General features: G+C 71.3%; 17 protein-coding genes. 8 read left to right on the forward strand and 9 right to left on the reverse strand.

Features of this window, described 5'->3' with window-relative positions; all coding sequences use genetic code 11:
* The first annotated feature begins 35 nt into the window (after positions 1-35).
* Positions 36-2,621, forward strand: coding sequence for a bifunctional FO biosynthesis protein CofGH (locus ACFYZQ_RS22770; protein WP_389150556.1), 2,586 nt, complete (start codon positions 36-38; stop codon positions 2,619-2,621).
* 143 nt (positions 2,622-2,764) lie between these two features.
* Positions 2,765-3,895 carry an FAD-dependent oxidoreductase gene (locus tag ACFYZQ_RS22775; RefSeq protein WP_389150558.1) on the forward strand — a complete coding sequence of 377 codons (1,131 nt, stop codon included), beginning with the start codon at positions 2,765-2,767 and terminating at the stop codon, positions 3,893-3,895.
* A 29-nt stretch (positions 3,896-3,924) separates the two neighbouring features.
* Here ACFYZQ_RS22775 and ACFYZQ_RS22780 read toward each other — a convergent pair whose 3' ends face one another.
* Positions 3,925-4,470, reverse strand: a complete 546-nt coding sequence (locus ACFYZQ_RS22780; RefSeq protein ID WP_389150560.1) for a DUF2165 domain-containing protein — start codon at positions 4,468-4,470, stop codon at positions 3,925-3,927.
* Between the two features lie 827 nt (positions 4,471-5,297).
* Between ACFYZQ_RS22780 and ACFYZQ_RS22785 the strand changes: the two genes are divergently transcribed.
* Positions 5,298-6,413: an ADP-ribosylglycohydrolase family protein gene (locus ACFYZQ_RS22785; RefSeq protein ID WP_389150563.1), complete on the forward strand. Its 1,116-nt coding sequence runs from the start codon at positions 5,298-5,300 to the stop codon at positions 6,411-6,413.
* 191 nt (positions 6,414-6,604) lie between these two features.
* Here the strand turns inward: ACFYZQ_RS22785 and ACFYZQ_RS22790 are convergent, their stop codons facing one another.
* Together ACFYZQ_RS22790 and ACFYZQ_RS22795 are read right to left on the reverse strand one after the other, a co-directional pair.
* The gene (locus ACFYZQ_RS22790; RefSeq protein WP_389150566.1) at positions 6,605-8,176 is read right to left on the reverse strand and encodes a sodium:solute symporter family protein; all 1,572 of its coding nucleotides are present in this window, start codon (positions 8,174-8,176) and stop codon (positions 6,605-6,607) included.
* Between the two features lie 221 nt (positions 8,177-8,397).
* Positions 8,398-9,186 carry an SDR family oxidoreductase gene (locus ACFYZQ_RS22795; protein ID WP_389150569.1) on the reverse strand — a complete coding sequence of 263 codons (789 nt, stop codon included), beginning with the start codon at positions 9,184-9,186 and terminating at the stop codon, positions 8,398-8,400.
* An 80-nt stretch (positions 9,187-9,266) separates the two neighbouring features.
* Between ACFYZQ_RS22795 and ACFYZQ_RS22800 the strand changes: the two genes are divergently transcribed.
* Complete coding sequence (locus ACFYZQ_RS22800) at positions 9,267-10,106, forward strand: hypothetical protein (RefSeq protein WP_389150571.1); 840 nt, start codon at positions 9,267-9,269, stop codon at positions 10,104-10,106.
* A 36-nt stretch (positions 10,107-10,142) separates the two neighbouring features.
* On the opposite strand, the gene ACFYZQ_RS22805 is transcribed toward ACFYZQ_RS22800, so the two are convergent.
* Both ACFYZQ_RS22805 and ACFYZQ_RS22810 read right to left on the reverse strand, forming a co-directional pair.
* Complete coding sequence (locus tag ACFYZQ_RS22805) at positions 10,143-11,996, reverse strand: MFS transporter (protein WP_389150574.1); 1,854 nt, start codon at positions 11,994-11,996, stop codon at positions 10,143-10,145.
* Positions 11,997-12,183: 187 nt separating this feature from the next.
* Entirely contained in the window at positions 12,184-14,871 is a 2,688-nt protein-coding gene (locus ACFYZQ_RS22810) for a D-alanyl-D-alanine carboxypeptidase (protein WP_389150576.1), read from the reverse strand.
* Positions 14,872-15,124: 253 nt separating this feature from the next.
* Here ACFYZQ_RS22810 and ACFYZQ_RS22815 point away from each other — a divergent pair, with 253 nt between their 5' ends.
* From ACFYZQ_RS22815 to ACFYZQ_RS22825, 3 genes are all read left to right on the forward strand, one after another.
* The gene (locus tag ACFYZQ_RS22815) at positions 15,125-15,880 is read left to right on the forward strand and encodes a GPP34 family phosphoprotein (RefSeq protein WP_389150579.1); all 756 of its coding nucleotides are present in this window, start codon (positions 15,125-15,127) and stop codon (positions 15,878-15,880) included.
* A 282-nt stretch (positions 15,881-16,162) separates the two neighbouring features.
* Complete coding sequence (locus tag ACFYZQ_RS22820; protein WP_388802656.1) at positions 16,163-17,020, forward strand: helix-turn-helix domain-containing protein; 858 nt, start codon at positions 16,163-16,165, stop codon at positions 17,018-17,020.
* A 190-nt stretch (positions 17,021-17,210) separates the two neighbouring features.
* Positions 17,211-17,402, forward strand: coding sequence for a DUF397 domain-containing protein (locus ACFYZQ_RS22825; protein WP_389150580.1), 192 nt, complete (start codon positions 17,211-17,213; stop codon positions 17,400-17,402).
* 115 nt (positions 17,403-17,517) lie between these two features.
* Here ACFYZQ_RS22825 and ACFYZQ_RS22830 read toward each other — a convergent pair whose 3' ends face one another.
* The 3 genes from ACFYZQ_RS22830 to ACFYZQ_RS22840 all read right to left on the reverse strand — a co-directional run bounded on the left by ACFYZQ_RS22830 (position 17,518) and on the right by ACFYZQ_RS22840 (position 19,957).
* The gene (locus ACFYZQ_RS22830; RefSeq protein ID WP_389150583.1) at positions 17,518-18,384 is read right to left on the reverse strand and encodes a MerR family transcriptional regulator; all 867 of its coding nucleotides are present in this window, start codon (positions 18,382-18,384) and stop codon (positions 17,518-17,520) included.
* A gap of 65 nt (positions 18,385-18,449) precedes the next feature.
* A complete protein-coding gene (locus tag ACFYZQ_RS22835) occupies positions 18,450-18,959 on the reverse strand; it encodes a glutathione peroxidase (RefSeq protein ID WP_389150585.1) in 510 nt (169 codons plus the stop codon).
* Positions 18,956-19,957: an ArsR/SmtB family transcription factor gene (locus ACFYZQ_RS22840; RefSeq protein WP_389150588.1), complete on the reverse strand. Its 1,002-nt coding sequence runs from the start codon at positions 19,955-19,957 to the stop codon at positions 18,956-18,958. The genes ACFYZQ_RS22835 and ACFYZQ_RS22840 overlap by 4 nt, the downstream gene beginning before the upstream one ends.
* Positions 19,958-20,027: 70 nt before the next feature.
* On the opposite strand from ACFYZQ_RS22840, the gene ACFYZQ_RS22845 reads away from it, so the two are divergent.
* Positions 20,028-21,227 (forward strand): MFS transporter, encoded by a 1,200-nt coding sequence (locus tag ACFYZQ_RS22845; protein WP_389150590.1) that lies wholly within the window; start codon positions 20,028-20,030, stop codon positions 21,225-21,227.
* Here the strand turns inward: ACFYZQ_RS22845 and ACFYZQ_RS22850 are convergent.
* The gene (locus ACFYZQ_RS22850; RefSeq protein ID WP_389150592.1) at positions 21,169-22,092 is read right to left on the reverse strand and encodes a slipin family protein; all 924 of its coding nucleotides are present in this window, start codon (positions 22,090-22,092) and stop codon (positions 21,169-21,171) included. The genes ACFYZQ_RS22845 and ACFYZQ_RS22850 overlap by 59 nt on opposite strands.
* Between the last annotated feature and the right edge of the window lie 46 nt (positions 22,093-22,138).

Here is a 22,138-nt window from a genome sequence, read left to right on the forward strand (position 1 = left end):
GACCGCCCTGATCACCGCACTCGTATGCTCGAAGGATGACGACTTCCGCGACCCCCGGAACCGGCCCGACCGAGAACTCCATGCGTCGCGCTCTCAAACGCGCCCGCGAGGGAGTCGCCCTGGACGTCTCCGAGGCGACGGTCCTGCTCCAGGCGCGCGGCGCGGACCTCGACGACCTCACCGCGTCCGCCGCCCGGGTGCGGGACGCGGGCCTCGAGGCGGCGGGCCGGCCCGGTGTCATCACGTACTCGAAGAGTGTCTTCATCCCCCTCACCCGGCTGTGCCGGGACAAGTGCCACTACTGCACCTTCGTCACCGTGCCCGGCAAGCTGCGCCGGGCCGGTCACGGCATGTTCATGTCCCCCGACGAGGTGCTCGACATCGCCCGCAAGGGCGCCGCCCTGGGCTGCAAGGAAGCCCTGATCACCCTCGGTGACAAGCCCGAGGACCGCTGGCCGGAGGCGCGCGAGTGGCTCGACGCACACGGCTACGACGACACGATCGCCTACGTCCGCGCCATCTCCATCCGCATCCTGGAGGAGACCGGCCTGCTGCCCCACCTCAACCCCGGCGTGATGTCGTGGACGGACTTCCAGCGCCTGAAGCCGGTCGCCCCGTCCATGGGCATGATGCTGGAGACGACCGCGACCCGGCTGTGGTCCGAGCCCGGCGGGCCGCACTACGGCTCCCCGGACAAGGAACCGGCCGTGCGGCTGCGGGTCCTGGAGGACGCGGGCCGCTCCTCCGTCCCCTTCACCTCGGGCATCCTGATCGGCATCGGCGAGACGTACGAGGAGCGTGCGGAGTCCCTGTTCGCACTGCGGAAGGTGTCGAGGGCCTACCACGGCATCCAGGAACTGATCATCCAGAACTTCCGCGCCAAGCCGGACACGGCGATGCGCGGCATGCCGGACGCCGAACTGGACGACCTCGTCGCCACGGTGGCCGTCGCCCGGCACCTGCTCGGCCCCTCCGCCTGCCTGCAGGCCCCGCCGAACCTGGTCGACTCCGAATACGAGCGGCTCATCGGCGCCGGCATCGACGACTGGGGCGGGGTGTCCCCGCTGACCATCGACCACGTCAACCCCGAACGCCCGTGGCCGCAGATCGAGGAACTGGCGCAGAAGTCGGCGGCGGCGGGCTTCGAGCTGCGGGAACGTCTCTGTGCGTACCCGGAGTTCGTCAAGCGGGGCGAGCCCTGGCTGGACCCGCGGCTGCTTCCGCACGTGCGGGCGCTGGCGGACCCGGAGACGGGACTGGCGCGTCCCGACGCCGTGGTGGAGGGGCATCCGTGGCAGGAGCCGGAGGAGGCGTTCGTCGCGTCCGGCCGTACGGACCTGCACGCGTCCATCGACACCGAGGGCCGCACGTCCGACCGGCGTGACGACTTCGACGAGGTGTACGGCGACTGGGCCGCCCTGCGCGAGGCCGCCGCGCCGGGAATGGCGCCGGAGCGCATCGACACGGACGTACGCGAGGCTCTGCGCACGGCGGCGGACGACCCGACGCGGCTCACCGACGAGGAGGCCCTCTCCCTGCTGCACGCGGACGGCCCGGCGCTGGACGCGCTGACCCGGATCGCGGACGACGTGCGCAGGTCGGCGGTCGGCGACGACGTGACGTACATCGTCACCCGCAACATCAACTTCACCAACGTCTGCTACACCGGCTGCCGCTTCTGCGCCTTCGCCCAGCGCCGCACGGACGCCGACGCCTACACCCTCTCGCTGGAGCAGGTGGCCGACCGCGCCCAGCAGGCCTGGGAGGTCGGCGCGGTGGAGGTGTGCATGCAGGGCGGGATCCATCCGGACCTGCCGGGGACGGCGTACTTCGACATCGCGAAGGCGGTGAAGTCCCGCGTCCCCGGCATGCACGTGCACGCCTTCTCCCCGATGGAGGTCGTCAACGGCGCCACCCGCACCGGGATGTCCATCCGCGAGTGGCTGACGGCGGCCAAGGAAGCGGGCCTGGACTCCATCCCGGGCACGGCGGCGGAGATCCTGGACGACGAGGTCCGCTGGGTGCTCACCAAGGGCAAGCTGCCCACGGCCACCTGGATCGAGGTGATCACGACCGCCCACGAGCTGGGCATCCGCTCCTCCTCGACGATGATGTACGGCCACGTGGACCAGCCCCGCCACTGGCTCGGCCACCTGCGCACGCTCGCCAGCATCCAGCAGCGGACGGGCGGCTTCACGGAGTTCGTCACCCTCCCGTTCATCCACACCAACGCGCCGGTGTACCTGGCGGGCATCGCCCGCCCCGGCCCGACCACGAGGGACAACAGGGCGGTCACGGCGATGGCCCGCCTCCTCCTCCACCCCTGGATCCCCAACATCCAGACGAGCTGGGTGAAACTCGGCACCGAGGGCGCCGCGGAGATGCTCCGCTCCGGGGCGAACGACCTGGGCGGCACCCTGATGGAGGAGACCATCTCCCGCATGGCGGGCTCCTCCTACGGCTCCTACAAGTCGGTACGCGACCTGATCGCCGTGGCCGAAACCGCCGGCCGCCCGGCCAGGCCCCGCACGACCCTGTACGGGCAGGTCCCGGACGAACGGCAGCGCGCGGCGGCGGCTTCGGACGGGCATCTGCCGGAGTTGTTGCCGGTGTTGGACTGACGGTCGACCTGCGGTGGAGGCCGCGTGTCGGGGGACTGTCGGAGGGCTGTCGGTCGTTGTCGGCGGCCCGTCGGCGGCGGGTGGCACTTTTCGGGTGAAGGCCGACCGGAGTTCGCCGGGCGGCCCGATCCCGAGGAGCCATCATGCACACTCCAGTCACGATCATCGGCGCCGGACTCGGCGGACTCACGCTGGCCCGCGTCCTGTACGTCCACGGCATCCCGGTCACCGTGTACGAGGCCGAAGCCTCCCCGGCGGCGCGCACGCAGGGCGGGATGCTCGACATCCACGACTACAACGGGCAGCTCGCCCTCGAGGCGGCCGGGCTGATGGACGAGTTCCACGCCATCGTCCTTGAGGGCCGCCAGGCGATGCGGGTCCTCGACCCGGACGGGAGCGTCCTGTTCGAACAGGCCGACGACGGCACGGGCGGACGTCCCGAGGCGATGCGCGGCGAGCTGCGGCGGATCCTGCTCGACTCGCTCCCGGCCGGCACCGTCCGGTGGGGGCACAAGGTCGGCAGCGCCCGTACCGTCGGCGAGGGCCGCCACGAGGTGACCTTCGCCGACGGCAGCACCGTCGAAGCGGGCCTGCTGGTCGGCGCGGACGGCGCCTGGTCACGGGTGCGGCCGCTGCTGTCCGACGCGATACCCGAGTACGTCGGCACGTCGGTCGTCGAGACCTACCTTCTCGACGCCGACACCCGGCACCCGGCCACCGCGAAGGCGGTCGGCGGCGGGTCGATGATGGCGCCCTCGCCGGGCAGGGAGATCTTCGCCCACCGGGAGAGCGGCGACACCCTGCACGCCTATGTGGGGCTGTCCAGGCCGCTGGACTGGTTCGCCGCCATCGACTTCGCCGATGCCGCCGCGGCCACCGCGCGGATCGCGGCGGAGTTCGACGGCTGGGCGCCGGAGCTCACCGCGCTCATCACCGACGGCGACACCGCGCCGGTCCTGCGCCGCCTCCACGCCCTGCCGGCCGAGCACCGGTGGGACCGGGTGCCGGGGGTGACCCTGCTCGGCGACGCCGCCCATCTGCAACCCCCGAACGGCGAGGGCGCCAACCTGGCCATGCTCGACGGCGCCGAACTCGGCCAGGCCCTCGCCGCGCACCCCGACGACATCGAGGCCGCGCTCACCGAGTACGAGCGGGCCATGTTCTCCCGCAGCGCCGAGGTCGCCGCTGCGGAAGACGGCGAGCGCTACCGGATCGACTCCGAACACAACACGGCCCAGGATCTGATCAAGATGTTCACCGAGAAGGGGGAATGAGCCACTCGCGCCCCGAACCGGAGCCCTGCTCACCCCCCGAGCCGTGAAGTTCGTCCTGCGGGGGCACCGGAGCCCGCAGGAATGTTCTCGTGGGCCGCCCCCGGCAGATACGTCACCAGCAGTGCCACGCCCGTCAGGACGATCACCCGGGTGGCCGCGTCCAGCCCGTTCCAGGTCTTGGACTGCCACATCGCGAACCACTCCCCGCCTATCGCGATGAACCCGGCTCCGAACAGCAGCAGGAGCATCAGCAGGCCGATGGTGGAGGCCTGGCGGGCGCGGGGGTGGTGACGGGCCCAGAGGTACGTCGCGGCGATCAGGATCAACGCCGCCGCGGTCTCCCAGACGATGATCCCGACGTACGCCGCGTCCTGCCAGGCGTGCGAGGTGATGGCACGCCACATCAGGTCGTCGTCCTTGAACGTCGTGTCCATCGCGAGGACATGCCGGACGAACTGCTGGTTGGTGCCGAAGTCGGTGATGTTGCCGAAGGCGACGAGGCCGATGTAGAGGGCGACCGTGCCGGTCAGGAGGGTGGCGGCGAGCCATGGGGCACGTGAGGTTGATGTGGTCATGGCCGGTTTCTTCCCCGGCTCAGCCACTCGGTCCCGTACACAATGAGCCAGAACGCACTACGCGGAACGCCCCGCGAACGCCAACCGACAGCCCACCGTAGGAGCCGGAACAACCGGCCCCGGCCGCGTCCGACCTGCCCGCACACCGGACCGCTCGCGCGGTACTGGCCGGCCTGCGCCTGCGTGACCGTCGCCTCCACCTGGCCGAGCGCGATGTACGCCGTCTCGTTCCCGCCGTGGTCGCCTGGCTGGAACGCGGCGTCGAACCGGAGGACGTGCAGCGAACACTCTGTGCGGGGCTCCCGCCGGAAGGCGTGCGCCATCCGGGAGGCTTCCTGGCCCACCGCCTCACCGCTGCGATGCCGGAAACGCGTCCCACTGCCTGGGCTGCCCCGGCAGCGTGCCGCGGCCTTCGCCGGTACCGTACGGGGAGCGAACCAGCGGCACCGGAGACCACTGTGAGTGCCCAGAGCGACGGCCCGTACGGACCGCTGATCCCCATGCCCGAGCCGACTCCGGACGCGCTTCGGGACGCGGTGGCCCGGATCGCTCCGAGCCGGCTCCTGGCGCTCACGCAGCACCTGTTCGAGGCCACGACCAACGCTCAGCAGACCCAGAGCCTGGCACCCTTGCGCGCCTTCGTGCACTCGTGGGCCGTGTTCGTCGCGACCGACACGGCAACCCGGCAGGGCCGCCCTCGGCCGGAACCGACCGCCCCGTTCACCCGACCCACACCCCGCCCACCGATCCGGCCCTCTACCGACCGTCCCCGTTCGATTACAGTGCTCAGCGTCGTACGTACGGGCGGTGCCACGTGGGAGGTCAGGATGGGTGCGACATCCGGGGCCGTCTGGGGTCGGGTCGAGCAGCAGGACTTCCGTAGCCGGGTGCGTGGGACGTTGCTCGGGGTGGCCGTAGGGGATGCGCTGGGGGCGCCTGTCGACGGGCTCGGGATGGAGGAGATCCGGGCGGGGTACGGGGTGGAGGGCCTGGTCGACCTGGCGGTGGGGTACGGGCGGCGCGGGGCCGTCACGCACCACACGCAGCTCACCCTCTTCACGGTGGACGGGCTGATACGCGCCCAGGTGCGGCGGGACACCGGGGCCTGGCATCCGCCGACCGATCTGCACCGCGCCTATCTGAGATGGGCGGCGACGCAGCGGGACTGGGGGCCCGACGAGCGGCGGAAGGAGGACGGGTGGCTGGCCCGGGAGGAGTGGCTGTACGCGCGGCGGGATCCCACGCGGGCGCTGCTGCTCGGGTTCGGGGACGAGAACATGGGCACGCTCGAGAAGCCCAGGAACCCCGATGAGCTGGGGCCCGAGGCCGTTGCCCGCTCGGCGCCGTTCGGGCTGCTCGTCGGCTGGGAGCCGCAGCTGGTGGTCCAGCTGGCCGTGGAGTGCGCGGCGCAGACCCATGGCCATCCCATCGCCTGTCTGTCGGCGGGCGCGTACGCGGTGATCGTGCACGCGCTGGCCCGTGGCGAGAGCCTGGACGGTGCCGTGCAGCGGGCGCTGGCCATGCTGGCCGCGCGGCCGGGGCATCAGCCCGTCTCGGACGCCCTGCAGCACGCGCTGGGCGCCGTACGGCAGGGGATGCCGACCCCGGCCCGGGTGGAGGAGCTGGTGGGGGACGGGTCGGCGGACGGGATGCTGGCCGGTGCCGTGTACTGCGCGCTCGTGGGGGAGGACGTACGGCACGGGCTGTGCCTGGCGGTGAACCAGGCCGGGCCCTCCGGTGCCGCCGGTGCGCTGACCGGGGGACTCCTCGGCGCCCTGCACGGGGAGACGGCCCTCCCGCCGGCATGGCTGGTCGAACTGGAGGGGCGTCCGACGATCCTGGAGCTGGCCGACGATTTCGCGATGGAGATGACCCAGGGCCCGGCGCTGCACGGTCCGGCGGGGTCGTCTCCGGGGTGGCTGGCCCGGTATCCGCGGGCGTGACAGCTCTGCGCGGGCCGGGCGGGAACGCGTGCGGGGTGGGGGCCCCCCCCCCGGGGGGCCCCCCCCCCCGGGGGGGCCGGGGGGGGGGGGGCCCCGCCGCGGCGGGGGGGGGGGGGGGACGGGGGGGGGGGGGCCCCCCCGGCCGGGGGGCCCACCCCGCTGCTGGTCGCGCCGTGGCGGATCGGCCGCCGTCAGTCCTTGACCGGGGTGCCGACCATGTCGTCCCCCGCGCCGGCGGGTGCCGGGACCGCGGCCATCGCCCCGTCGCCGTCGGTGTTGATCCGCTCGATGACGGCCAGGCGTTCCGGGGTGTCCTCGGGCTTCAGGTAGCCGACGAGGATGTACAGGACCAGGGAGACGGCCAGCGGGATGGAGACCTGGTACTGCAGCGGGACGCCGCCGTCGACGTTCCAGTTGATCGGGTAGTTGACCAGCCAGAAGGCCAGCAGACCCATCGACCAGCTGGTGAGCGCGGCCGTCGGGCCGGAGCGGCGGAAGGGGCGCAGCAGGCCCAGCATCATCGGGATCGCGATCGGGCCCATCAGACCGGCGACCCACTTGATGACGACGGTGATGATGTCCTTGAAGGCGGGGGAGTTGACCTGGGTCGCCACCGCCATGGACAGGCCGAGGAAGACCACCGTGGTGACGCGGGCCGCGATCAGACCGGAGCGCTGGCCCCACTCCCGGGCCCGCCGGGACAGCACCGGTGCGGCGTCCCGGGTGAAGACGGCCGCGATGGCGTTGGCGTCGGAGGAGCACATGGCCATCGTGTGGGAGAAGAAGCCGACGATGACCAGGCCCAGCAGGCCGTGCGGCAGGAGCTGTTCGGTCATCAGGCCGTAGGAGTCGGAACCGTCCGGTTTCTTGGCGTGGACCAGGAGCGGCGACACCCACATCGGGAAGAAGAGCACGACCGGCCAGACCAGCCACAGGACCGCCGAGAGCCGCGCCGACCGCTCGGCCTCGTGCGCGCTTCCCGTCGCCATGTAGCGCTGGGCCTGGTTGAGCATGCCGCCGTTGTACTCGAACAGTTTGATGAAGAGGAAGGCGAGCAGGAAGACGGTTCCGTACGGGCCGACCAGGGGCTTGCCGTGGCCATGCAGGGCGGGCTGGTCGAAGGCGTCGAAGAGACCGATGCCCTTGTCGTTCAGCTTCAGCACGACCGCGACGAACATGGAGATGCCGGCCAGCAACTGGATGATGAACTGGCCGAGTTCGGTGAGCGCGTCAGCCCACAGGCCGCCGATCGTGCAGTAGACGGCGGTGATCGCGCCCGTGATGAGGATGCCCTGGTTCAGGGTGATGCCGGTGAAGACGGACAGCAGTGTCGCGATCGCCGCCCACTTCGCACCCACGTCCACGATCTTCAACAACATGCCCGACCAGGCCAGGGCCTGTTGGGTCTTCAGGTCGTAACGGCTCTTCAGGTACTCCAGCGGAGAGGCCACCCGCAGCCGCGACCGCAGCCGGTTGATGCGCGGCGCGAACAGCTTGGAGCCGATGGCGATGCCCAGGGCGATGGGGAAGGACCAGGTGACGAAGGAGGTGACGCCGTAGGTGTATGCGATGCCCGCGTACCCGGTGAACATCACCGCGCTGTAGCCGGACATGTGGTGGGAGATGCCGGACAGCCACCACGGCATCTTCCCGCCTGCCGTGAAGAAGTCGCTGACGTCGTCCACGCGTTTGTGCGACCAGACGCCGATCCCGACCATCACGCCGAAGTAACCGATGAGCACGGCCCAGTCGAGACTGTTCATATGCCCCCCTTCCAGGGTCCGTCTTCTGAACTCCGCTCAGCTGGCTGGCACTTCGCATAAGCGGAGCGTGGACGGGGAAGGCCGCGAAGTGCCCGCTCATCGTGGGTGGGGTTACGCGGGCACGACAAGCGAGCGTAGGGTCAAGAGCGAGTAAAAATGTTCGGCTCACTGACCTGAGTTCATCTATATGAACAACTCAAGTGGCTGAAAATGGAGGGTGGTCAGCGCATCAACTCCCCGGCGTTGACCAGCAGTGACTGCCCGGTGATCGCCCTCGCCCGGCTCGACGCCAGGAAGACGGCCGCGTCGGCCACGTCGCCGTCCGTCGCCAGGTCCGGCAGGGCCATGCGTCCGGTGAGCCGCCCGAGGACCTCGGCCTCCGGCACGCCCTCCGTATGGGCGGTGAACCGGACGTACGCCTGGACGGGCGGACCCCACATCCACCCCGGCAGCACGGTGTTGACCCGGATGCGGTGCGGCCCGAGTTCATGCGCCAGGGAGTACATCGCACTGGTCAGGGCGCCCTTGGACGCCGCGTACGCCGCCTGCGCGACCTGCGTGGGCGCGGCCACCGCCGACTGCGTGCCGATGAACACCACCGATCCGCCGCCCGCCTCCTTCAGGGCCGGCAGGCACGCCCGGGTCATCCGCAGCGTGCCCAGCAGGTTCACGTCGATGACCGACTGCCAGGTCGTGAAGTCCGCGTCCTCCAGGCCCCCGAAGCAAGAGTCCCAGGCGGCCACATGGACCACCGCGTCCACCCCGCCGAACCTCTCCCGCGCCAGCCCCGCCAGCGCCTCGCACTGCCCTTCGTCGGTGATGTCGGTCGCCCGGTAGGCCGTCCGGGTCCCCTCCGGATCGATCTCGGCCGCGCTCTTGGCGAGGTTCGCCTCGGTGCGGGCGCCGAGCACCGCGTTCCCGCCGTCCCGTACGACGGCCGCCGCCACCTGATGGCCGAGCCCGGCCCCGACACCCGACACGACGACCGTCTTGCCCTCGAGCAGTGACATCCGGGCCTCCCGGGGGATGGCGATTTATCTGACGGAGCGTCAGAGTATGGGCGTCCGGCGGAGGAAGGAAGGGAAGCGGCATGAGCGAGGACACCCGCAGCGACACGTACGCCGAACTGGCCGCGGTGGGCCCGTACGGGGTACGCCCCGGCCACGCCCTGATCACCATGGTCGAACCGCACCCGGGCCACGAGTACGCGTACAACCGCTGGTACGAGGACGACCACTACTACGCCGGCGCGATGGCCATGCCCTGGATGTACGCGGGCCGCCGCTGGGTCGCCACCCGGGACCTCCAGCTCCTGCGCTACCCGGAGAAGTCGGCCGTGGCCCAGCCGGTCACCGCCGGCTGCTACCTCTCCACCTACTGGGTCACCGACGGCCGCTACGACGACCACATGAAGTGGACCGTCGCCATCAACAAGCGCCTCAATCGGGACGCCCGTGTCTACCAGGACCGCACCCACGTCTTCACGGCGTTCCAGGACCACGAGGCGACCGTCTACCGGGACGGCGCGGCCGGACCCCGCGACTTCCACGCGCTCGACCACCCCTACGCGGGCCTGGTCCTCGAAGTCGTCGACGCCGACAGCGCCGGGCAGCGCGCCGAACTGCTGGAGTGGCTGCGCTCCCGCCACCTGCCCAGGCGCGTCGCGGGCTCCCCGGCCGCCCTGGTGACCGTCTTCCGGCCCACCCCGCTGCCCGGCGACCGCATGACGTACGTCAAGCAGGTCGAGGGCGTCGACACCCGGCTGACCCTGCTGTGGTTCCTGCAGGCCGACCCGCGGGAGTGCTGGGAGCGGTACTTCACCGGGCTGGACGAGCAGGTGGCCGAGTCGGGGCTGGGCAGGGTGGAACTGGTGGCCCCGTTCATCCCCACGGTGCCGGGCACGGACACGTACGTCGACAGGCTCCGCTGAACGGCCGGGGGCTCAGCGGCGCAGCGGCTCAGGGGGTCAGGGCTTCTTCAGCTCGTCCGGGCACGGCGTCCCCCTGGGCAGCTGGTACGGCGCCGCCAGGCGGTACGTCCCGGCCTTTGGCGCGAGCAGCATCGTCCACTTGTCGCCCTTGGGGTCCTCCGGCGTCTCGAACAGGCAGCCGTTGACGTTGTCGTACGTCTTGGGCGTGCCGTCGGCCCGTTCCTTGGAGGCCTTGGTCTCCTGCGGGGGCTTGAGGCTCTTGCCGTGGGCGTCGACGATGCTCAGCCACGGCGAGTAGGGGATGCGGATGAGGACACGGCCGGCCTTGCGGACCTCGATCGTCATCTCGCCCTGCTCCGCCCGGTCGACGACCGCGTTCGGCTCGGCGAGCGGCGTCGGGTCGGTCACCTTGAACAACTGCCAGTTGGCGTCGCCCCAGATCTGCGTCAGGTACGGCATGCCGCGCTGCACCAGGGCCCGCTCCCGCTCCCCGCCGGTGACGTCCGGGTCGTCCTTGGGCAGGACGACGAAGTGGACGGCCCAGCGCTGGAGCCACTCGTGGTAGTTCGCCGAGTTGAGGGAGCCGTCGTAGAACAGCGCGTTGCGCTCCATGTCGGCCTGGCGGAGCCAGCCCCGGGCCAGGTTGACGTACGGTGCGAGCGCGGAGGCCTCGCGGTGCGAGCGGGCCGGGACCACCTCGACACGGCCCTTCTCGGCGCCGACCTTCTGCAGTTCGTGGACGAGCGGGGCGAGCTCGCGCGCCCAGGACGCGTCCGGGGTGGTGTGGATGATGTCGTCGACCGACTTGTAACCGATCCAGCCGACGAAGCCGAGGAACGCCAGCACCGTCGTGTACCACTTGCGCGAGCGCGGCACCGTGAACGGCAGGGCCGCGATCAGTGTCACCCCCGCGAACAGCATCGGCAACCGCGAGATGTTCGACCCGATCTGCGAGCTGAACAGCCAGACCAGCACCACCGCGAGGCTGAAGACGGCGGCGGTCAGCCGTACGGTCTTCCACTCCTTGGGGACGAGGAACAGGCAGAGCAGCCCGTACAGCAGCGGCATGACGACCGAGCCGATGGTCATCGGCTGGGTGCCGGAGAAGGGGAACAGCAACGTCGAGACGGCGACCACCGCCGACGGCGCGAGCCCCAGCGCCCAGGCGCCCGGCCGCCGCTTCTGCAGGAACAGCGCCGCCGCGACCAGGCCCAGGAACAGGCCCGCGACCGGCGACGACATCGTGGCGAGCGCGGCGAGGGAGGCCGCGACCGCTGCCTTCGCCCAGCGTTTGTGACGCCAGCGGTGCGGCCAGCAGAACACGGCCGCGACCGCGCCGAGCGCGAACACCGTGCCGAGACCGAAGGTGACCCGGCCGGAGATCGCGTTGCAGACCAGGGCGAACACGCCGGCCGACGCGGCCCACAGCGGGTTCCGCACCACCCGGCTGCGGATGAGGATCACCGTCAGCAGGCCCGCCGACACCGTTCCCGCGATCATCATCGTGGTACGGACGCCGAGCACCGACATCAGGTACGGCGACACCACGCTGTACGACACCGGGTGCATACCGCCGTACCAGGCGAGGTTGTACGCCGAGTCCGGGTGCCGGCCGACGAACTCCGCCCACGCGTCCTGGGCCGCGAGGTCGCCGCCGCTGTTGGCGAACGTGAAGAACCAGACGACGTGCAGTACCGCGGCGAGCGCGGTCATGGACAGGGCGGGATGCAGCAGCAGCCGCTGCCGGAGCGCTTCAGCGGCGGCGCGCAGCCGCTCCCGGCGTCCGGCCGGACCGTCCGTGGGTCCGTCGGCCGTGGACAGGCGTATTCGCGGGCCGGTTCCCGGGCCCGGATCGGCGTCGTCGGCGCGTGTCGGCTCCGCAGTGGCCACCTGAAGGCACTCCCCGTGTCCCGTCTTCTGTTCTCGGCCGCGTTTCACGGTGTTCCTGGCCGCTTCCTGTCCGGTTCGTGGCCGCGTCCCCTCGACCGGTGAACCGCCCCGTTTCGTGACGCTAGCACGCACCCCGCCGCGGGGCTTCGTCGGCGGGGTGCGAGGGTGGCGAACGGTGTGCCCCGGGTCAGCCGACGCGGGTCAGCTTGCTGCCGAGGCGCGGCTCGCTGAGCTGCTTCTGCAGGGCCACCGGAACCTTCACCGCGCCGCTCTTGCCGTCACCCACGGTGAGCGAACCCACCTTGGTGCCGGCCTTCGCGGTGTGCGGCACGTCGCCGGCGTCGAAGGAGAGCTTCGCCTTCAGTCCGGCCCAGCCGACCGCGGTGACGTCCTTGGTGACGACGACCGGGGTGTGGCCGCCGAGACCGTCGTCCACATAGCCGACGACGTCACCCTTCTTCAGGATCTGCGCCGAGGTCAGCGCGCCCTTCGCGGCGGTCAGCGCGGTCTTGCTGACCGCGTTGACCGTTTCCAGGATCTTCGGCTTGTGCTGGCCGAGGATCGCGCCGACGACGGTGACCGTCTCACCGCCGACCTCCCTGCGCGCGGCGAAGAGCAGGTTGCCGCCGGCCGCCGTGGTGCTGCCGGTCTTGATGCCGATCGCGCCCATGAGGTAGGGGAGCGTGTTGGGGTTCGACCAGTTCTTGCCGGTCGGGTCGTTCCAGCTGGCCGCGCTGGTGATGGCCACGAGGGCCGGGTTCTTCACGACCGCGTTGCCGAGCTTCACCTGGTCCTCGGCGGTGGAGACGGTGGTCTCCTTCAGACCCGAGGGGTCGGTGTACGTGGTGTGCGTCATTCCGAGCTTCTTGGCGGTGGCGTTCATCTTCTTGACGAACGCCGCCTCGGAGCCCGCGTCCCAACGGGCCAGCAGACGCGCGATGTTGTTCGCGGACGGGATCATGACGGCCGAGAGCGCCTGCTTCTCGGTGAGCTTGTCGCCCTCCTTCACCGTGTCGAGGGTCGACTCGCCCTGCTTGTTGTAGCCGCCCTCCTTCTCGGCGGTGGCGTCGACCTTGATGGAGGGGCCCTCGGCGCCCGGCTTCAGCGGGTGCTCCTTGAGGATGATGTAGGAGGTCATCGTCTTGGCGACGGAGCCGATGGCGACGGGCGTCTGCTTGCCGAAGCTGCCCATCGTGCCGATGCCGTCGACGTCCATCCAGCCCTGCCCCTCGGACGGCCAGGGCAGGGCGAGCTTGCCGCCCTTGAACTGGTACGAGTCCTCGGCCGTCAGGGCCAGGGTGGGGGCGGGCAGCGGACGCATGGCCTGTACGACCGCAAACACGATCGCCAGGAGCAGGACCAGCGGGGTCCAGATCTTGACCCGGCGCACGAGCGTGCGGACCGGGGTCTCCGGCGGCGGGGGCGTGTTCGTCAGCTCGGCCAGCAGGTCCAGCGGAGGCTTGGGCGGGAGCGGCTGCTGGGTGGTGCGCTCGGGGCCGAGCTGGGGAACGGGGGTGGTGGCGTCCGCGGGGGCCGCCTCGGCGGTGGATTTGTCGGTGGCCTTGCCGGTGGGCTTGGCGGTGGGCTTCCGGGTGGACGGGTCGTCGAGGGGCTTGAGCGCGACGAACTTGCTGGTGCGCTCGGCCTCCGGCACGGGGGTCTCGGACGCGGTGGGCTTGCCGCCCAGCTTCAGCATGGTCGTGGGCTGGTCGACCCGCGGCTTGGGCTTGGGGGCCTTGAAGACGGCGGTGGGCTGATCCACGGCCTCGGCTTCGCCTTCGGCCTTCTTGTTCCCACCCGCACCACCCGTGCGGCTTTCGTCGTCGGGTGCGGGTGGCCCATCCGGGGCTGCATCGCCGTCGGCGGCCGGCGGCTCGGTGGTGGCGCCCGGCTCCGCCTTCGCGTCCGGCTCCGGCTTCGCGTCCGGCTTCGCCTTCGCGTCCGCTTTGGTCGCTGCGTCAGTCTTCGTGCCGGTCTTCGTGGCGGTGTCGGTATCCGGGGTGGTCTCGTCGCCCGGCTTGGCGTCGGCCTTCGGGGCCGCCTCCGTCTCCGCCTTCCGCTCGGGCTCGGCGGTGTCGGCGGCCTTCGGCTCCTTCAGGGCCGGGACGGCGTCCTGGGGCTCGTCGGCGGCCTTCGGCTCCTTCGGGGCCGGGATGGCGTCCTGGGGCTCGTCGGTGGCCTTCGGCTCCTTCGGGGCCGGGATGGCGTCCTGGGGCTCGTCGGTGGCCTTCGGCTCCTTCGGGGCCGGGATGGCGTCCTGGGGCTCGTCGGTGGCCTTCGGTTCCTTCGGGGCCGGGACGGCGTCCTGGGGCTCGTCGGCGGCCTTCGGCTCGTCCGCGTCCGTGGAGAGGTCCTCGGGCTCGTCGGCGTCGGGGCGCTCGTCGGCGGCCTTCGGTTCCTTCGGGGCCGGGACGGCGTCCTGGGGCTCGTCGGCGTCCGGGACGGCGTCCTCCGGCTCGTCCGTCGCGTCGCTCGCGGCGTCCTCGTTCGCGGCGTCCGCCGGGGCGTCCGCGCTGTCGTCGGCGCTCTCCGCCTCCGGGGAGTCTCCGGTCGCCTTCTCCTTGCCGGACGAGTCTCCCGACCGTACCCACGCGGCCACGGCCTCACGGAGGCGGTTGTCGTCCTGGGGGGCGGAGTCCTTCGCGTCGTCCTTGGCCTCGTCCTCGGAGTCGTCCTTGGCGGAGTCCTCGGCGTCGGGAGTCAGGTCCCGGGTCGACAGGACCCTGGTGGCCGTGTCCACGCCGCCGCGCTCCTCGGACTTCCGGGACACCGCGAGCCGCGGATCGCGGGCCTCGGGAACCGGACCCGCGCTCCCCGACGTCGATTCGACCGACGACTCGCGCTGCTTCGACCTGTCGGGGGACTCGCCCGCCACCGATGCCTCCTCATGTGCCGCACTTTCGTTGTGCGCCTTCATAACCGACCGCCGTACGACGACCGGCCACCGACCCGGACAACGCCTCCCCCACCACTGTCCGAACCATGTACCAGTGTCCTGTGTGTGGGCTTGTCCCCTGCGGTAGACGAGAACGACATACCTACCGGTTCCCTCACGAACCGGTCACGCACTCTCGACAGACCAATGTGAGAGGGGTCACCCTGTCATTCATCCACGCGGGGAGGCATGGATGGGCAGGAGCCGCAGAACACTTCCGGAGGAGCTTCTGTTGCTGGCACTGGACCCGACCACGGGTACCACTGCACAGCCGCAGTCGCTCGATCTCGGTCTGGCCGGAGCACAGCTAGTGGAGCTGGCGCTGGCCGGACGGATAGCCCCAGACGGGGATCGTATCGCCGTGGTGGTACCACGGCCGACAGGAGATCCAACACTGGACTGCGCGTTGGAGTTGCTGCGAAGGCGCGGCGCTCCGGTACGGGCCGTCCACTGGATCGGCGGGCCGCGTCTCGGGCTCCGCCAGGTCTACCTCTCGCATCTGGAGCGGTGCGGCATGGTCGCCGCCGTGCCGGGTCAGATGTGCGGGGTGTTGCCGACGACTCGCTACCAGGCGACGGACAACGACATCAGTCGGGAGATCCGTTCCCGGCTGGATTCCGCGATCCGCACCGGCGTGCCGCCGGACCCGCGGACCGCGGCGCTCGCCGCACTGGCGCACGCGGTCGGCCTCGGCAAGCACCTGTACCCGGGCAACGAGGGACGCTCCTCGAGGTCCCGGCTCAGGGATCTGATCAGGCACGATCCGATGGGCGGTCTCGTCGCGCACGCCGTGATGGACGTCCAGAACGGCGCCGTGGCACAGCCGCGCCGCAGCCCGGCCCCGGCCGGCCGCCAGGCCGGGCCAGGAGCCAGGTCCGCGCCGGAACCCGCTCGTGGCGTTCCGATGCAGCCGCACCGCGGATCCATGGCGCGCGTCGTGGCCCACTGAGCCGCGGTCACGGCGCACACGCACCACCGCACAGCCACAGCACAGCCGCACCGCCGTCCCCAGACCCGGTTCGGGAGCCGCTGGTTCGAGCGGGGTGGCGAGACCTCTGGAGGTCTCGCCACCCCGCTCGACCGCGTGTCCGCCCGATTCTTTGCCCGAACTGACGCGTACGCGCCGCATATCCACCGTTTCCCAGCGGTAGGAAGCCCCTTGGTGGCAGTCTGCTCAACAGCAGATACGCAAAGTGGTAGGTACAGGCAGTCAGCCGGAGGTGCACGTCTCGTGGCGTCCAATGTCAATCCCACCGTCAGGCGGCGCCGGCTGGGCCAGGAGCTGCGCAGGCTCCGCGAGCTCAAGGGCATGACGGCCGAGGAGGTGGCGGAGAGACTGCTGGTGTCGCAGTCGAAGATCAGCCGCCTGGAGAACGGCCGGCGCAGCATCAGTCAGCGCGACGTCCGTGACCTGTGCGGGGTGTACGAGGTCGAGGACCAGCGGATCGTCGACTCCCTGATGGAGATGGCCCGCGACTCCCGGCAGCAGGGCTGGTGGCACGCGTTCGGTGACATCCCGTACAGCGTCTACATCGGCCTGGAGACCGACGCCGAGTCGCTGCGCGTGTACGAACCCCAGCTGGTGACCGGGCTGTTGCAGACGAGGGCGTACGCGGAGGCGCTGGTACAGGGGGCGTTGCCGGAGACCTCGACGGCGGACATCGACAAGCGCGTGCAGGTGCGGCTGCGGCGACAGGAACGTATCACCGCCGAGAACAACCCGCTCCGGCTGTGGGTGGTGCTCGACGAGGCCGCGCTGCGCCGGGTCGTGGGCAGCAGGCTGGTGATGCGGGAGCAGTTGGAGTACCTCATCGAGATGTCCCAGCTGCCGCACGTCACCGTGCAGGTGCTGCCGTTCGAGGTGGGTGCGCATCCCGGGCTCAACGGTCAGTACGCGATCCTGGAGTTCGCCGATGCGGCCGACTCCAGCGTGGTCTATCTCGAGGGCGTCACCAGCGACCTGTATCTGGAGAAGGCGCAGGACGTGCAGAAGTACGCCGTGATGTACGAGCATTTGCGGGCGCAGTCCCTGAATGTGGAGCAATCCCGCCAGTTCATCGCCGATGCGGCCAAAGACTACGCTCGCTGACCCTCCGGGCACATAGGGCGCCGGATCGTACACCATGCCACGTCGCAGCGTAAGTCTCTACTGCAATATGCCATCCGGATGAGTGAACGAGTACGCCGGGAGGGGCTGTTGCCGAGTAGCGTCGATCACGCCAACCGGTCGACACGGTTGGCGTGAATCGCACTACAGAGCAATTGCAACAGGAGTGGACATGGCACTGCTTCAGGGCGCCACGGAGACGTGGACGAAGTCTTCCTATTCCGCCGGGAACGGGGCGTGCGTCGAGGTCAAGTCGCCCGCGACCGCGGAACTGGTCGTTCGCGACTCCAAGGTCCACGAGGGCCCCACCCTGGCCTTCCCCGCCCTCGCCTGGAACGCCTTCGTGGCCTCGGTCAAGGCGTAGGGGGCTTCCCTGACCCACACCGCCCGCCCGGTTTCGACGACCACAACTCCACAAGCAGCACCCAGAGCCCTCTCGACCAGCCCGCCGTCCTTGCCGAGGGGGCTCGCCCTTGCCGTCACTTCACCGGGAACGCCACATCACACACCGCGTCCCCCGGCCCCGCCGCGTCCCAGTCGGCGAAGTACACCTCACGGCAGGGGCCCGCGGGTTCGAGGCCATGACCCGCCATCCACTCCTCCACCGCCTCGAACGCGGCCAGGATCTGAGGGTGCGCCACCTGCTCCTTGGTGATCCGGGTGAACGCCAGCCGCCGGGCCGGCTCCACCCGTACCGCCGTCTCCCACGCCCGGCCCCGCCGCGCGGCCCACTCCCGGGCCCCCGCCGCGTCCGCCACGGGAACGCAGGACTCGGCGGGACCGTCGCTCTCCATGGACACCTCGGAGTGGTACACGACGAACGGTGCCGCCACGACGCCCCCGCACTCCCGGGCCGCCTCCTCCAGCCGCCCCAGCGACGCACCGATCCACGCCGGCAACTCGTCCGCCAGCGTGTGCCGCTTCTCGGTGATCACCACCTGCTCGGGCACGTCGACCGTCTCGACCACGAACCTGCCGTACATCTCGGAGCTCCTCCCCGACAGCCGTCCACGGAGGTACTCGGCGAGCGTCCGCTGCCCCGCCACCCGCGCCTCGACGCCCGCCCAGTAGGCGGCGAGCAGCCCGGCCGCCTCGACTCCGTCCGCCTCGACCACCTCGGCGATCCGGGCGAGCGGCATGTCCAGCTGCCGCAACAGCGCCACCAGCCGGGCCCGCTCGGTCTGCTCGGCCCGGTAGTAGCGGTAGCCGCTGGCCTCGTCGACGTGCGCCGGGGACAGCAGCCCGAGGCGGTCGTAGAGCCGCAGTGCCTTGGCCGACAGCCGCGCCCGCGCCGCGAACGCGCCGATGGTGAGCAGTTCGTCGTCCACGAGAGCATCCTCCGTCACCGGACGGGTCCTTTCCGCCCGGTGACAGGGACGCTCGACCTTGCCCCAAGGGCAAGGTCAACAGGTCATCGGGCCAGCTCCGCCTCGATCGCCGACACGACCTCCGCGGCCTCCGGCTCGGTCTGCGGCGAGAACCGGGCGACGACCCGGCCGTCCCGCCCGACGAGGAACTTCTCGAAGTTCCAGCGGATGTCCCCGCTGTGCCCCTCGGCGTCGGCGAAGCCGGTCAGACGGTCGTACAGCGGGTGCCGGCCCTCACCGTTCACCTCGACCTTCTCCGTCAGCGGGAAGGTGACGCCGTACGTCGCGGAGCAGAACTCGGCGATCTCCTCGGCGCTGCCGGGCTCCTGCCCGAGGAACTGGTTGCACGGCACCCCGAGCACGGTGAAGCCCCGCTCGGCGTACCGCTCCTGGAGGCGCTCGAGCCCGGAGTACTGCGGGGTCAGCCCGCACTTGGAGGCCACGTTCACGATGAGCACGGCCTTGCCCGCGTACTGGGAGAGGTCCGCGGAACCGCCCTGGAGGGCGCCGATCTCGGTGTTCAGTACGGAACCGGTGTGGTCAGTAGTCGTCATGGGCGGATGCTAGCCCCGCCGCCCTCCCGCGGATCCCGCGCCCCCGCGGCATCCATCAACACCTCCCCGGCGGCCGTCCGCGCGTACAGCACCGAGCGGCCCGCCCGCCGCCGCCGCACCAGCCCCGCCTCCAGCAGCACCTTCAGATGCCGGCCCACCGACCCGAGCCCCTGCCCGGTCACGGCGGTCAGCTGGGTCGTGGACATGGGGGAGTCGAGCAGCACCAGCACTCCGGCCCGGGCGGCCCCCAGCAGGGCGCCCAGCGCCGTGGGCACGGCCCGGTCGTCCCGGCCGGCGAGCACACCGTCACAGGGATAGACCAGGGCGTACCGGTCGGGCTCCTCCCACGACACCCAGCCGGCCCCCGGAGTCACCGGTACGAAGAACAGCGCGCCGGATATCTCCCGGGGCGGGTACTCGTGGAGGTTGATCTGGAGGCGGTTGGCGCCCAGCCAGCGGGTCCGGCCCGGCCGCAGCGAGTCCAGCACCTCCGCCCAGCCGCCCCGGCTCACCCGGTCCGTACGGGCGACCACATCGGCCTCCAGCACCCGTCGGCGGCGCTCCCAGTACGGCAGCACGGTCTCGGTCCAGACGTACTCCAGCAGCGCGGCCGCGCGGGCGGGCAGGTCGTCGCGGTCCAGGGCGTCGGGCAGCGGGCCGGCGAGCGAGACCCGGAGATGGGCGCGGGCCTCCTCCGGCCGGGCGGCCCCCACCCGGGCGATGCCCTCCTCGGCGCTCTCGCCGTCCCGGGGCGTGGGGGTGAGGAAGTCGGCGTTCCAGCTCCGGCCCAGCCCGGCCCGCACCAGCAGCGCGGTCACCGGGTCGGCGGCCAGCCGCTCCCGGTAGCCGGGCAGGTGGTCGCGCAGCCACCGCTGCTCACCGGGGTGCCCGCCGGTGCCCGTGTGCAGCAGTCTCAGGCTCGCGAAGGTCTCGGCGAGCGGCGAGATGACGAACCGGCTGCGGACGAGCGTGTCCGCGTCGACCTGCCACCAGCCCATGGCACCTCCGGAGGTTTCGCGCGGGCGCGAAACAATAACGCCCGTCGGCGGGCCCTCGCAGACTCCCCGCATGACTTCCCGCAGCTATCGAGACCTCTTCCGCACGCCCGAGTTCACCCCGCTCTTCCTGTCCTGCGCCGCGCACACCGCCGCCCAGACGGTGGGCGGTCTGGCGCTCGGGACGCTGGTGTTACGGACGACGGGTTCGCCGCTGCTGTCCGCCGTCAGCATGTTCGGACCGTCCCTGGCGCAGGTGCTCGGCGCGTCCCTCTTCCTGTCGGGCGCGGACCGGCTGCCGCCGCGGGCGGCGCTGACGGGCATCCCCCTGCTCTTCGCGGCCTGTACGGCGCTCCTGGCGCTGCCCGGACTGGCGGTGGCGGCGGTCTTCGCCGTCCTCCTCGTCCAGGGGCTGATCGCCTCGCTCGGCGGGGGAGTGCGCTGGGGCCTGCTGAACGAGATCCTGGCCAAGGACGGTTATCTGCTGGGGCGTTCGGTGTTCAACATGATGAGCGGCTTCGCGCAGATCACCGGATACGCGACCGGAGGCGTCCTGGTGGCCGCGCTGTCCCCGCGCGTGACCCTGCTGACATCGGCGGCCCTCTACACGGCGGCGGCCCTCGGTGCCCGCCTCGGCCTGACCCGGCGCCCGCCGCGGACCGCCGGCCGCCCCTCCGTCGCGGCGACCTGGCGCACCAACGCCCTGCTGTGGTCGTCCCGCCCGCGCCGGCTGGTCTATCTGGGCCTGTGGATCCCCAACGGCCTGGTGGTGGGCTGCGAGTCCCTCTTCGTCTCCTACGACCCCGGTGCGGCCGGCACACTGTTCGCCTGCGCCGCGCTGGGGATGCTGGTGGGGGACGTGACCGTGGGCCGGCTGCTGCCGCCCGGGGTGCGAGCGAGGATGGCCGTACCGCTGCTCCTGCTGCTGGCGGCGCCGTACCTGGTCTTCTTCGGCCGGCCGCCCCTGCCGCTCGCCGCGGCCCTCGCCGCCGTCGCCTCCGTCGGCTTCGGGGCGGGGCTGGTGCAGCAGGAGCGACTGGTGGCCCTCACCCCGGACGAGCTCAGCGGGCACGCCCTCGGGCTGCACTCCGCTGGCATGCTGACCATGCAGGGCGTGAGCGCCTCGCTGGCGGGATCGGTGGCCCAACTCACCTCGCCCGCCACGGCGATGACGGTCATGGCCCTCGCCTCGACCGGGGTGACGCTGGCGCTGGCTACGGCTGCCCGGCGGCCGGCACGGGAGCGGCTTCGGCCGGCGGGAGCACGGGCGTGACGGGAGCCGCGGGGACCTCGGCCGCGGGAGCCTCGGCCGCGGGGACCTGAGGTGCCTGAGGAGTCTCGGGAGCCGCCTGGGCGGACGGTGCCGCCGGAGCCGCGAACTGCTGGGCCGCCTTGTCGAAGTAGCGCAGCAGTTCCACCGGGAAGGGCATCACCAGTGTCGAGTTCTTCTCGGCGGCGACCTCCACGACCGTCTGCAGCAGACGCAGCTGCATGGCCTCCGGGGTGTCGGACATGATCCGGGACGCGTTGGCGAGCTGCTGCGCCGCCTGGAACTCACCGTCCGCGGTGATGACCCGCGCCCGCCGCTCCCGCTCGGCCTCGGCCTGGCGGGACATGGACCGCTTCAGCGACTCCGGCAGCTGTACGTCCTTGATCTCGACGCGGTCGATGTGGACGCCCCAGCCGGCGGCCGGGCTGTCGATCATGAGCGCGAGGCCCTCGTGCAGCCGTTCCCGGTCGGACAGCAGGTCGTCCAGGTCGCTCTTGCCGATGATGGACCGCAGGGAGGACTGGGCGACCTGCCCGACGGCGAAGACGTAGTCCTGCACCTCGATGGCGGCCCGCAGCGGGTCCGCCACCCGGAAGTAGACGACGGCGTCCACCTTCACCGACACGTTGTCCTTGGTGATGCCCTCCTGCGTCGGCACCGGCATGGCCACCACCTGCGTGTTCACCTTCCGCATCCGGTCGACGAACGGGATCAGGAAGGTGACGCCCGGCTGCCGGTACTCCGGCAGCGCCTTGCCCATGCGGAACACGACGCCGCGCTCCACCTGGTTGACCACCCGCATCCCACTGCGCAGCACGGCCAGGACCAGCAGGGCCACCAACACGACTGCGACGACGGTGCCTTCCATGGCACTCCATTCCTTCTGCTGACTCGGTAGTACGAGACACGGATGA

This window comes from Streptomyces sp. NPDC001843 (genome assembly GCF_042891955.1).
In the GTDB taxonomy this organism is placed as follows: domain Bacteria; phylum Actinomycetota; class Actinomycetes; order Streptomycetales; family Streptomycetaceae; genus Streptomyces.